Origin of the sequence: Wolbachia endosymbiont (group B) of Parapoynx stratiotata, assembly GCF_947250635.1 — a bacterium.
In the GTDB taxonomy this organism is placed as follows: domain Bacteria; phylum Pseudomonadota; class Alphaproteobacteria; order Rickettsiales; family Anaplasmataceae; genus Wolbachia.
This window is the reverse complement of sequence record NZ_OX366335.1, coordinates 771,652-784,032: the sequence shown is the minus strand read 5'-3', so window position 1 is coordinate 784,032 and position 12,381 is coordinate 771,652. Positions and strand designations below refer to the sequence as shown.

Here is a 12,381-nt window from a genome sequence, read left to right as displayed (position 1 = left end):
TTAAGGTATTAATAAGTGATTGTGCAAGATAAACAACATCCTATTGATAAACAAATAGGTGAAAGAATAAGGAAAAGAAGGCTAATGTGTGGTTTTAGTCAAAGAGACTTAGGAAAAAAGCTTGAAATTTCATTCCAGCATGTACAAGGATATGAAAGCGGAGAGATTAGGCTTGTAGTTGATAGGTTATATAAATTAGCAGAAGTACTATCGGTTGATATGTCGTATTTTTTTACCAAAGCCTCTGAAGACTTACATGATAAGGCCTTCAATAGCGATGTAGGCAGCGAAGAAATATCAAGGCTAGTGAGGGAATATAGAAAAATTGAGGATGAAACTTTGTGTGACATTGTTCATTTAGTGATTAAGGCTCTTGCTCACAAATAATACAGGTTTTAAAGTACAAATACCTGGATATTTTCATAACATGAAGAAGTTTTCAATAAACCATTGCGTCAAGTTAAGGAAAAGTAGAATAAGGAAAAAAGAAGATGAAAAAAAACTATTTTATATATTAAGTTAGTAATTTATAAACTTTTCTAAAATAATTGCAACCGTTCACAGAGATAAGGTAGTGCAAGAAAAGGTTGTAGCAGAAAACGCTTCTAAGAAACTCCCTCAACCAGTTCATCTTTTTGAACTAAGATGTAGCCAAATTCCTGTGCTTTTTTGGGGAATGTTCAAAAAAGTGTGTCAAAGCGAATTTTTAGTTCAACTCAATTTTTAACCTATCAGGAAAAAAGATATCAAGTTGAGATATAGTTAGAGCCCAATTAGGCAAAGCCATAGCCCATTTTTGCTCTATCTTTTTTATAGCACAATATACCAATTTGTACAAGGCATTTGTACTGGTAAATGAACCTTTGGTTTTAGTAAATTTTCTGATTTGTCTGTGCAACCCCTCAATTGGATTGGTGGTATAAATTAGCCTTCTAACAGGGCCAGAATACTTAAAATAACTAGACAAATTTTCCCAATTGTTTTGCCACGATTTTATGACTAAAGGATATTTTTCACCCCATTTTTCCTCCAGTTCAAGTAAATAATTTTCGGCGATTTCTTTACCTGTAGCACGGTATATTTTTTTCAAATCATTCATAAAAACTTTTATATCTTTGCTGGATACGTATTTTAGTGAATTTCTTATTTGGTGCACAATGCATAACTGTACCTCAGCAGGGAACGTTCAAAAAAGTGTGTCAAGCCGCATTTTTAGTTCAACTCAATTTTCAATCTATCTGGAAAGAAAATATCAAGTTGAGACATAGTTAAAGCCCAATTAGGGAGAGCCATAATCCACTTTTGCTCTACCTTTTTTATAGCACAATATACCTGTTTGTACAAGGCATTTGTACTAGTAAATGAACCCTTAGTTTTAGTAAATTTCCTGATTTGTCTATGCAACCCCTCAATTGGATTGGTGGTGTAAATCAGCTTCCTAACTTGCCCAGAATACTTAAAATAACTGGATAAGTTTTCCCAATTGTTCTGCCAGGATTTTATAACTAAAGGATACTTCTCTCCCCATTTTTCTTCCAGCTCAAGCAGATAATTCTCAGCGATCTCTTTACTTGAAGCACGATATATTTTTTTCAAATCATTCATGAAAACTTTTACATCTTTGCTAGATACATATTTCAGTGAATTCCTTATCTGATGCACTATACATAGCTGTACTTCTGCCTTAGGAAACACACTATTTATAGCCGCAGGAAAGCTTTTTAGCCCATCAATGCAGGCAATTAGAATATCTTCTACTCCTCGCTCTTTTAGGTCATTTAGAACTCCCAACCAGAAGTTAGCTCCTTCACTTTCAGCCAAATAAAAACCTAATACTTCTTTTCTGCCATTTTGATTTATGCCCAATATATTATACATGCATTTACTTATACAATGTCCGTCCTCCTTGACCTTAAAGAACATGCCATCCATAAACACTATTGGATACACTGATTGCAGTGGGCGGCTGCGCCATTCATTGATTACTGGTAGCAGTTTATCAGTAATACTGGATATCTCTGCTGCTGATATTTTGTGGTCATATATTTCCTCAACATGTGAAGCTATATCTCTGTATCCCATGCCACTGGCATATGTGCTTAAGACCTTTGCTTCAAGTTCTGGATGTAGGCTTGTTTGCCTTTTTTTGACTATTTGCGGTTCAAAGCTTCCTTCTCTGTCTCTTGGTGTTAATAGTTCAAATGAGCCTGAACTTGTACGTAAAGTTTTTGCATTCCTTCCATTTCTTCGGTTATTTTCTTCACTTTTAGCTGACATGTGGCTTTCTATTTCACCTTCCAGACTTGCCTCTAGCAACCTTTTTATAAACGGTGTTAATGCTCCATCTCTTCCTGTCAATGGTCTTCCTTCTCGTATAGATGACAGGATATTTGTTTCTAATTCTTTATAATCTACCAAACCAGTAGTTCTATTTGCTTGACCCATATCAAACCTCCATTTTTTATATCAATTTATTACTTTTTTTTCGGTTTGACACACTTTTTTGAACGTTCCCCGTTGGGCGCATTTACCAGCAGACTTTTATTGATACATATTCGAGAGTGGCTTTTGCTAAGCTTTATACAGATAAAACTGCTATTACCGCTGCCGACTTGCTGAATGATAGAGTAATACCATTTTTCGATGTACAAAACGTGCCATTATTGCGCATTTTGACTGATAGAGGTACAGAATATTGTGGTAAACCAGAAAATCACGCTTATCAGCTTTATTTGGGAATTGAAAATATTGATCATTCAAGAACTAAAGCCAATTCACCACAAACTAATGGCATATGCGAAAGGTTTCATAAAACTATGCAAGATGAGTGTTACAATATTATCTTTAGAAAGAAAATCTACAGTTCTTTAGAAGATTTGCAGATAGATGTTGATCATTGGTTACGCTCTTACAATGAGACCAGGCCTCACTCAGGTAAATATTGCTATGGTAAAACGCCTATGCAGACTTTTCTTGATAGCAAACACATTGCTTTTCAGAAAAATATTAGTAACGTTAAACAAGAGACTGATATTAGTTTTAACTACCTCAATTCTTCTGTCAGTTAATTCGTTGCTGTCAGATTAAGTTGTGTCTAGTACAACTTATCCACAACTACACTAATTTTCAATCTAAGCAGCTTTAGGGCTATATTCCTCAGTAAAAACCCTGCCATCTCTGATTAAAGAGTTAGCAAGGATAAGTAATTTTCTCATGGCAGCAGTAGAAGCAACTTTATATGGTTTTTTGTATTGATCGTATAGCCTATCAAAGAAGATTCTTATATAAGAATTGTACTTTTGTGCACTAAGAACACACATATGTAAAACTGTTCTAATCTGTGATCTACCACCTTGAATACATCTTTTTCCTTTACTAAAACCACTATCTCGATTAAAAGGTGCAACTCCAGAAAGGCTAGATATTTCTTTATGTCGGAGAGTTCCTAATTCTGGTAGATAACAGATCATAGTAATAGCTAAGATTCTACCTGCTCCTGGCATACTAGTTATTGATATGTATTTTTCTTTAAGCTCTTGACTTTGCTCAATCAATGTTATCATCTCGTCTTCTAAAACTTGAATTTGACTTTGCAAAATGGCAAGTAGTTCTTCCATTTGTTTGATTATGGATATATCAGTTACTTGATGAGCTTGAGTTTTTTGTATTTTTGCCATTTCCACTAATTGATTTCTGCGAGATAACTTTTGCTTCAAACTGTCAATATTACTAACCTTTAAAGGAGTAACACGCATATCTGTATTATTGATATAACGTGAGATGATGCTGCAGTCTATTTTATCAGTTTTAGTAGCGATACCAAGGCTTTTTGCATAATCTCTAACCCATCTAGGTTGAATAACATATACTTCGAAACCATGGCTTAGTAAAGTATAAGCACATAATTTTTCGTACCCACCAGTTGCTTCAAGTCCAACTTTGGTTACATTATGCAAACGTAAAAAGTCGAGTATTTGATCAATAGCTTGAACGTCATTTTCAAATACTTTATAATGTCCAAGTGGATGAATGTGGATATCTAGCTTATTTTTGCTAACATCAATGCCAGCAATGATATTTGATGAATTCATAATTCCTCCGTAAGAATAATATAATACTGCATTTTCCACCCTTATATACGAGCCTAAAAACTCAATCAGTTGTTCGGAACTATTCAGTATATAAACAGAGAAGAGAACCTTGCTCCAATACGGTCCCTTATGACCAAGATCTATGACGGTTCCTCTTCTCTATACATCTTTATATTACTACTTCTTAATACTTATAAAGACTTGTTTTTAACATATAAGATCACTGTGAAGAAGCATTGCCGCATTTTTGTATAAGTGGAAGCAGAGATGTATTTATAAACGGAAGACCTGTCTGTAGGCAAGGAGATAGTTTGAGTGAAGGAAAAGTAATGACTCAAGGGTCGAAAGCAGTGTTTGCAAATGGCAAAGCGATTGCTCGTACTGGTGACCTAATTTCCTGTGGAGCAATAGCAGAACAAGGAAGTAACAATGTCTTTGCAGGGTAAATAATATGCGTGGTATGAGTTCTGAAACTGGCAAAAGAATCAGTGGTATAGAGCATTTAAAACAATCAATAGTTGATATTTTAACTACACCAATTGGTACTCGTGTTATGCGCCGAGATTACGGATCAAGATTATTTGAGCTGATTGATCATCCAATTGTACCTGGTTTTGCACAAGAACTTTATGCAGCAGTTGCAGAAGCACTGGAAAAGTGGGAGCGTCGATTTAAGCTTAAACGTGTACAAGTAACAGAAATTAAAGAAGGCAAAGTAACTCTCATTTTAGAAGGAACCTATCTACCAAATGGAGAGCCGATCCGCCTTGATGGTATTATAGTATAAGGCAGTAGAATGAAAACACCAAATATTGTCGAAACATTAAAATTTGAGGAAATCCTTTCGCGAATGAAAGAAGAGTTAATGCGTCGAGATGCAAGTTTTTCTGCGCTAACTGAGAGTGATCCAGCAATAAAAATCCTGGAAGTGGCAGCCTGGCGTGAACTACTTCTTAGGCAAAGGATTAATGATGCAGCACAGGCAAATTTACTTGCTTTTGCAAGAGGTAATGACCTTGATCACTTGGCTGAATTTTATGGTGTGCTGAGAAAGGAGTCAGAGAATGATGAATCCTTAAGAAAGCGGGTAAAAGCCAAAATTGTTGGTTGGTCAACAGCAGGAAGCAAAGAGCATTATCGTTATCATGCATTATCTGCTGACACAAGAGTAAAAGATGCGCAAGTGGTATCAACTATACCAGGAAGTGTACAGATTTCAATATTTTCCACAGAAAATGATGGAGTACCTTCAGAAGAATTGCTAGAGATCGTCAGAAATCACGTTATTCGCGATGATATTCGTGTATTAACAGATACGCTTACAGTTATTGGCTGTGGTATTATTCCCATTACTATTCATGCTAAAGTGCATATTTACCCTACTGCATCCAAAGATGTTATCGAAGCTGCAAAGGAACAATTTATCAAAGATCTTGAATCTGCTAAAGGTTTAGGGTGGAATGTTACCAGATCATGGATTATTGCCCACCTCTTTATAGAAGGTATGCAGAATATAGAGCTTACAGAGCCGATAGAAGACATCGTCGTGCGAGATAATGAATGCGTTACTTTAAATAATTTAAGTGTTAGGTAAAAATTGGTGATACTTCCTCCAAATGCTTCAAAGCAAGAGCAAATACTTACAGACATAATTAATTATTCTTTTGATGCAAATTCTCTACGGGGATTTAAAATTAACCCACAGACTGAAATGTTGCCGTGGCTAGTAGCGGAATACGGCTTGGGAGAAATTTTATCCTGGGGTAAGAAAGCTACTAAGAGTGCATTAAAAGAATGGGTCTCAGCTAAGCAAAACGGAATAAGATTTCAACGTTTGCGCGGTACACCACAGTCACTGAAGATGGCGCTGAAGTGGGCAAACATTGATAATATTACCATTCAAGAAGAACCACCAGGAGAGCATTTTGCTGAATTTCAAATTGGCATCTCTGATGTTCCTAATGACTTTTTTGTCGATAGTGTAATTGCTCTGGCAAAACTTTCTGCACCGGCAAGATCTCGATTAATGCGAATATTCAATGACTATTATAATGCTCAGCGATTTATGTTAGATGAAAGTATTTTTGGAGATCTTCTTTCAGACTACTCAGGTGTAAAAATAGCAAAAGAAGGACCAGTATTATCGTTTGGAAGAAAAAACTCATTTGAGCTGAAAATAGGAAATCCAAGATTTAAATTTGGCACTTTTAGATCACATTATGATAGAAGTTACAGTAATGATTTATATAGGTTAGATGTTGCAACATTAGGAGAGAAAGAGCCTCACACGAAGAATTACAACGGTACATATGAAAGAAATCATGAGTGGTACAACTTAGAAGCACTATATCCTCTACCACAGAGTTTATTGCCAGAAATTAAGTGTGCTAAAGCATTAATAGTATTGTCAGATAGTTGGAATTTAGGGGATATCAATGCTTGTTTTGCATCAACTACTTATGAAGAAATAGAGCATACACTTCACTTAAGTGAAGATAAACTTTCTGAGCAGATTTGGAATTTTCAACGTACACCAATTTTAGAGCGATTTAGTATAACTTATTACTATGAAGCGAAGAATTTTACTGATCAAAAAATAATAGAGTCTAATTTAGTGGAATATCATGTTGATTGTCAAAATGATTCAGATTCAAAACAGAAAGATCCCATTCATGAGCTAGAAAATTACGTAGCAGCATTCTATTCAGGTATGGTTACTTGGCATGAACATCGCCACTTAAATCGCCCTTGGAAAGATTTTGATCCTATTATTGCAAAAAAATTGGACGTTTTTTCTACGGATCTTGTATATACATAATATCAACTGCACAATCAACTATGTCAGTACTCACACAATCAGGCAGAGCAGCTATTGCTGCGAGCATAAAAGAGCAACCGATACATCTTGCTTGGGGATCTGGAGATTCTACCTGGGAAAGCAGCTACAAAGTTGAAAAAACTTTTGCAGCAGGCGGCAAGATAAGTTTAGATCACCACACTATTAAAGATGTAAAAGTTTATACAGGGCAAACAATTTATCAGTCAAGCATAGATTATATAGTTGATAGTAGCTCAGGCACTATTGAGCGTGTAGAAAATGGTGCAATTATAGCAGATAGCGTAATCACTATAGAGTACACTCAAGACACACCACCGGAACTAATTACTTCTGCAACATTAATTAAGGAAGTTGGACGTCGTGTTGTTGATGAGATACTCTTTTGTACTGATGATGGAGAGCTTCTAACTCCCACAGGTAGGTTTAAACCCTCTAATGTACCAACTAATAATCTCTATCTTAAATTTACTTTCGATTTCACGGACGCAGCAAATCAAGTAATAAGGGAGCTCGGAGTTATGGTTGGTACAAAGGTAAAGGAAAAAGTGTCATCTGGGCAGAGATATTTTGAGCCAAAAGACGTGGAAAATCCGGGAATTTTGTTAGTTTTAGAACACACTGTGCCACTTATCAGAACATCTGCAACTCGGGAAACTTTTTCATTTGTTGTAACTTTTTGAAACAAAATGACCTTAAATAGTTATTATAACCGCTTTAATCCTGACAAAGAATACGAAAAAAGTTTGTTCCTGGCAGGAAGAGGTCTACAATCTGCAGAATTAAACGAGACTCAGGAGTATGCTCTTTCTAAGCTTAAAGGCATAGGTGATGCAATATTTCGTGATGGTGATGTTATAACAGGAAGCAATTGTATTATAGATAGAGAAACTGGTAAAGTTACACTTGAAGGAGGAAAAATCTATCTTCGTGGAGCGGTGAGAAAGGTAGAGGCAAAAGAGTTTGTTATTCCACTGAGTACCACAGTTCGTATAGGTGTTTATTATCTAGAATCTACGATTACAGAACTTGAGGACGAAAATCTTCGTGATCCTGCTGTTGGTACACGTAATTATCAAGAAGTAGGAGCTGCAAGGCTTAAAGTTTCCACCATTTGGGGTTATCAAGCAGAAGGTCTTTCTCCACGTTTTTCTGCAGGAGAGTTTTATCCAATCTATAACATTGAAAATGGAGTATTAATAGAACATTCACCACCACCACAAGCAAACATAGTAACTACTGCTCTTGCTCGTTATGACAAAGAAGCTAATGGTTCCTACGTTGTAAATGGCCTTGAAGTAATGTTTTTGCAAAAGGAAGAAGAGGGCAAAAAACAAGTATTCGTGATTAATGAGGGAAAAGCTCATGTTGATGGCTATGAGATTGAGTTACCTCATAGTATTCGTGTTTCTTTTGATCAAGATCCGAATATAAAATCAGTTGAATCAGAACCACATACTTTTCAGCCGAATAGCCAAAGAGTAATGGAACTTAAAGTTAATGATTTTCCAATAAGTGAAATCAAAAAAGTAGATATAACTGTTCAGAAAACCACTACTGTTACTCATGGTTCATACTCAGGAGCTGTTGATCCGATACCTGACTCTGCAGTACTTGAGATTATTCAAGTTAAACAAGGCAATGTTATTTATGAAAATAGTACAGACTATAAGTTAAATGCAGGAAACGTTGATTGGTCATTACCTGGCAAAGAACCAGCTCCTGGGAGTAGTTACCTGATAACCTATCGCTGTCGTACTCATGTAAGTCCTGAAGATATAAGTGAAGAGGGATGCAAAGTAAAAGGAGCAGTTGATAACAGCTTGGTTCTGATTGATTACACCTGGAAAATGCCCCGCTTTGATTTAATTACTATCGATAGCAAAGGGGTGGTAAGGAGAATAAAAGGAATTTCCCATTCTTGGCGACCATCGATGCCTAAAGCGCCCTCTGGACAACTTTTGCTCTGCTACATTCATCAGACGTGGAAAAACGGAGAAAAAGAAGGGGTGAAAATAGTGAATAATGCTGTTCATGCTGTACCGATGAATGAGCTTGAAGCAATGAAAAAAGGAATAAATGATCTTTATGCGCTGGTTGCAGAGGAACGTCTACGCAATGATGCAAATTCAAGAGAACCTACAACGAAAAAAGGAGTGTTTGTAGATTCGTTCTTTGACGATGATATGCGTGATCAAGGAGTTTCGCAGTCTGCAGCGATAGTAAATAAGGAACTAATTTTACCGATAGACGTAGAAATTATTGATGTTGAAAAGAGCACAAAACCTTATCTTTTACCGTATGAACTTGAGCCGGTATTAGAACAGCTTTTACAGACTAAAAGTGAAAAAATTAATCCGTATCAAGCTTTTGATAAAATAACCGCAAAAGTTACCATAAATAAAAACATTGATCACTGGACGGAGGTAAAAACAAATTGGAAAAGTCCAGTAACTAGAGAATTTAATACTAGAGAGACCACAGAGCTATTATCAAGTAATTCTTATGAAACTGAATTTATGAGAGAAGCAATACAGAATTTTGAAATTGAAGGTTTTGAGCCAAATGAGAAGCTTAAAGAGATAAAATTTGACGGAATAAACATTCAACCTATAACTTAAAACTGGAAAACCAAATGTTAACAGCTAACAATCAGGGAAAATTAAAGGGAAAAATAAAAATCCCAGCAAACATTCCAGCAGGTACTAAATTGGTGCAATTTTATGGGAATAAAGGAAGCTATGGAGAAGCAACTTATACTGGTAAAAAAACAATTACCATAGAAGAAAGAAGAAGAGTGATCGCAGCAAGACGAGTTGATCCTTTAGCACAAACATTTACTTTAAATGAGAGCAGACACATAGGGGGTCTAGATTTATGGTTCACAAATAGCGGCAAAAAACGTGTTGTTGTGCAGATTAGAGAAACAGCAGTGGGAATGCCCTCGCAGACTGTCATTGCTGAAAGTTATATTGAGCCAAAAGATATAAAGATAGATGGCACAGCAACACGTATAGAGTGGTCACCAGTGTTTTGCCATGCAGGAGAGGAGTATTCAATAGTACTGCTTACTGATGATCCTGGTACTGCAGTAAAGATAGCAGAACTTGGCAAATATGATGCAGTAAATAGCCGTTGGGTAACAAGTCAGCCATATCAAGTAGGAGTATTACTTTCATCTAGCAACGCAAGTACTTGGACACCACATCAAAATTTAGATCTAACTTTTAGGCTTTTAGCAGCGAAGTTCACTGAAAATTCTCACGTTATTGATCTTGGTAAAGTTACTGCAAACAATACTTCAGATTTAATTGTTTTGACGAACGTCGAAAAAGTAGCATTTGATACCAATGTAGAATTTATTCTGATAGATGAAGAGGGAAAAGAAAATTTTCTATCTGATAACTTGTCGCTCGCGCTGCGTGAAAGACTATCTGGAGAGTTAACAGTAAAGGCAAATTTAAAAGGGTCAAAAGAAAAAAGTCCAGTGCTATATCCTGGGTTACAGCTAGTTATGGGTAATATAGGGGAAAAAGGAGATTATGTTACAAGAAGCATTACAGCAGGAGCTAACACTAAAATTACCATAACATATGATGCGCTAATACCTGGCACTGCAGACATTAAAACTTATGTAGAGAAAAACGTGGGAGAATGGCAATTAGTAAATTTAACATCAGGAAAACCAATTGGAGAAAATTGGGTAGAGAGAACTCATGTGCTGACAAACTTTAATGGCAATGAGACAAGGATAAAATTAGTTTTAAGTGGAACAGTTATCTATCGTCCTAAAGTCAAAAATCTACGAATCATTGTTACATAGAAGAATGTCAAATGATAAAACGAGTAGAGGGTATCCACTACCTCATCCAGAAAACATTGCAGTGGAAGATGTAGTACGTATTCGTACCACAATTGAGAAAATAGATGAAGATATGAGTGAGAGAGAAAATAAACATAATCAACTGAAAAGTAATTTTGAACGATTTAGATTTGAAACTTTTTTGAATTTTTGGGAATGAAAGAAGCAATATACCAAAGGATAAAGGATTTAGCAGTAAGTAGCACAGCTGATCAACTGGCATATCTTGCAAAATCCCTGGAATTGATAGCAGATAAAAAAGCTATTTCCAACGTTGTGCAGATGACTGAAGTAAAAGGAATAATTGATGCACTACAAAAAAGACTTAAGGATTTAGCAGAAAACAGTACTCCAGATCAATTAGCATATCTTGCTAAAGCATTGGAATCAATAGTCGACAAAAGTGCGGTTTCTGAAATTGTGCAGATGACAGATGGTAAGCTAAAAGAACTTCTTGATAGTGCAAAAAAACACTTAACTGATCTGGATAATAAAAAAGCTAGTTCTTTAGCAGTGATCTCTGAATCAGAGAAGCAGTTATTAAAGAGAATTGATGAAAAAGGGACAACAAATTTATCGCTACTTGATACGAGAAAGAATGCCAATATTGCAGCAATAAATAGCATTAGTAACAGTCATAAAGATGGTCTTAAAGGTTTAGTAGAAGATTTTCGTGCTGTTAATAATGTACCACCTGGCTCATCAATTATAGGAGAAATAGAAACTCGAATTGAAAACATCTCTAATGAGGTAAAAACTCGGGATGAACAGTTAAAAGCGTCTCTTATAAATAAAATAAGAAAGCGCAACATGGTTGAACCAGGGTCATTACCTTTCCTATTTGGTGTACTTGGCAGAAAAAATAATTATTTTGGCCACGGAACTTTTACGACAGAGCTTGGAAAGTGGAGTAGTGATATAACAAAAACTGACTATATGTTACAACTACTAGCAGGTAGCCATACGTACAATACAGATTACGTTAGTTTTTATCGGCCAAGACAACTAAGTTTTATAGAGGGAAGCAAGGGAACATTTATTTACGGAGAGTTATGCACAAAAAGCTTTTCGGGTAGTTATGATGAGATATACTATTACCCATATGCTGCACTTGGAGTAGTATTTGTAAAAAATACAACCAATGTGAACATAAATAAAACAATAGAATTTGTTGGATCATCATATTCTAGTACGGAGTATGGGGGTGCAGGACTATTTGTGGGAACACCAGATAATACCAATTCTAATAAATCAAGTATTTCAAGAATAATATGGAAAAATGTTTACCAATACACGAGTTCTGATAGCAAGTTAGTTGGATCTGGTAATGTGGAAATTCCAGCAGGAAAAACAGTTGCAACATTACTTTACACATCATCTTACCTATGTTCCAGAACACAAGTCAGTCAAGGTATGCTTGCATCAAATTATGTATACAACTATGGTCAATTTATTCAGTGGGGGATTTATAACATACGTAGCAACTTTTTGACTGTAGGACTTGAGGTGGACGTAGAGAGAACGCTAAGAGCTTGGCAATGCCCAGGATTAGATGCCACTCATAAAATTTGGAATTAAAAACGGAGAAAACC

Annotated in this window: 12 protein-coding genes and 2 pseudogenes; 11 read left to right on the top strand and 3 right to left on the bottom strand. The window is 35.8% G+C overall.

What is annotated here, in order from left to right; genetic code table 11:
* Positions 1 to 21 precede the first annotated feature (21 nt).
* Positions 22 to 387: a helix-turn-helix domain-containing protein gene (locus OOT12_RS03500; RefSeq protein ID WP_264685157.1), complete on the top strand. Its 366-nt coding sequence runs from the start codon at positions 22 to 24 to the stop codon at positions 385 to 387.
* A gap of 319 nt (positions 388 to 706) precedes the next feature.
* Here the strand turns inward: OOT12_RS03500 and OOT12_RS03495 are convergent.
* Both OOT12_RS03495 and OOT12_RS03490 read right to left on the bottom strand, forming a co-directional pair.
* Positions 707 to 1,183 (bottom strand): annotated as a pseudogene (locus OOT12_RS03495) (transposase); the annotation flags it as partial.
* A gap of 29 nt (positions 1,184 to 1,212) precedes the next feature.
* Positions 1,213 to 2,445 carry an IS256 family transposase gene (locus tag OOT12_RS03490; protein WP_096097236.1) on the bottom strand — a complete coding sequence of 411 codons (1,233 nt, stop codon included), beginning with the start codon at positions 2,443 to 2,445 and terminating at the stop codon, positions 1,213 to 1,215.
* A 71-nt stretch (positions 2,446 to 2,516) separates the two neighbouring features.
* Here OOT12_RS03490 and OOT12_RS03485 point away from each other — a divergent pair.
* A pseudogene (locus OOT12_RS03485) lies at positions 2,517 to 3,068 on the top strand (integrase core domain-containing protein); the annotation flags it as partial.
* Between the two features lie 63 nt (positions 3,069 to 3,131).
* On the opposite strand, the gene OOT12_RS03480 reads toward OOT12_RS03485, so the two are convergent.
* Positions 3,132 to 4,091 (bottom strand): IS110 family RNA-guided transposase, encoded by a 960-nt coding sequence (locus tag OOT12_RS03480; RefSeq protein ID WP_264688607.1) that lies wholly within the window; start codon positions 4,089 to 4,091, stop codon positions 3,132 to 3,134.
* A 236-nt stretch (positions 4,092 to 4,327) separates the two neighbouring features.
* On the opposite strand from OOT12_RS03480, the gene OOT12_RS03475 reads away from it, so the two are divergent.
* From OOT12_RS03475 to OOT12_RS03435, 9 genes are read left to right on the top strand one after another with little or no spacing between them, the layout of a single operon-like run.
* The gene (locus tag OOT12_RS03475) at positions 4,328 to 4,537 is read left to right on the top strand and encodes a PAAR domain-containing protein (protein ID WP_264377170.1); all 210 of its coding nucleotides are present in this window, start codon (positions 4,328 to 4,330) and stop codon (positions 4,535 to 4,537) included.
* Between the two features lie 5 nt (positions 4,538 to 4,542).
* Positions 4,543 to 4,878, top strand: a complete 336-nt coding sequence (locus tag OOT12_RS03470; protein WP_264377169.1) for a GPW/gp25 family protein — start codon at positions 4,543 to 4,545, stop codon at positions 4,876 to 4,878.
* Between the two features lie 9 nt (positions 4,879 to 4,887).
* Positions 4,888 to 5,685, top strand: coding sequence for a baseplate assembly protein (locus OOT12_RS03465; protein WP_264377168.1), 798 nt, complete (start codon positions 4,888 to 4,890; stop codon positions 5,683 to 5,685).
* A 6-nt stretch (positions 5,686 to 5,691) separates the two neighbouring features.
* Complete coding sequence (locus OOT12_RS03460) at positions 5,692 to 6,909, top strand: phage tail protein (RefSeq protein ID WP_264685156.1); 1,218 nt, start codon at positions 5,692 to 5,694, stop codon at positions 6,907 to 6,909.
* A 20-nt stretch (positions 6,910 to 6,929) separates the two neighbouring features.
* On the top strand, positions 6,930 to 7,610 hold the full coding sequence (locus tag OOT12_RS03455; RefSeq protein WP_264685155.1) for a hypothetical protein: 681 nt from the start codon (positions 6,930 to 6,932) through the stop codon (positions 7,608 to 7,610).
* A 6-nt stretch (positions 7,611 to 7,616) separates the two neighbouring features.
* Complete coding sequence (locus tag OOT12_RS03450; protein WP_264685154.1) at positions 7,617 to 9,548, top strand: DUF4815 domain-containing protein; 1,932 nt, start codon at positions 7,617 to 7,619, stop codon at positions 9,546 to 9,548.
* Between the two features lie 14 nt (positions 9,549 to 9,562).
* Positions 9,563 to 10,750, top strand: coding sequence for a hypothetical protein (locus OOT12_RS03445; RefSeq protein WP_264685153.1), 1,188 nt, complete (start codon positions 9,563 to 9,565; stop codon positions 10,748 to 10,750).
* Between the two features lie 4 nt (positions 10,751 to 10,754).
* On the top strand, positions 10,755 to 10,949 hold the full coding sequence (locus tag OOT12_RS03440; RefSeq protein WP_264685152.1) for a hypothetical protein: 195 nt from the start codon (positions 10,755 to 10,757) through the stop codon (positions 10,947 to 10,949).
* Positions 10,946 to 12,367 carry a hypothetical protein gene (locus tag OOT12_RS03435; protein WP_264685398.1) on the top strand — a complete coding sequence of 474 codons (1,422 nt, stop codon included), beginning with the start codon at positions 10,946 to 10,948 and terminating at the stop codon, positions 12,365 to 12,367. Before OOT12_RS03440 ends, OOT12_RS03435 begins: the two co-directional genes overlap by 4 nt.
* The last annotated feature ends 14 nt before the right edge of the window (positions 12,368 to 12,381 follow it).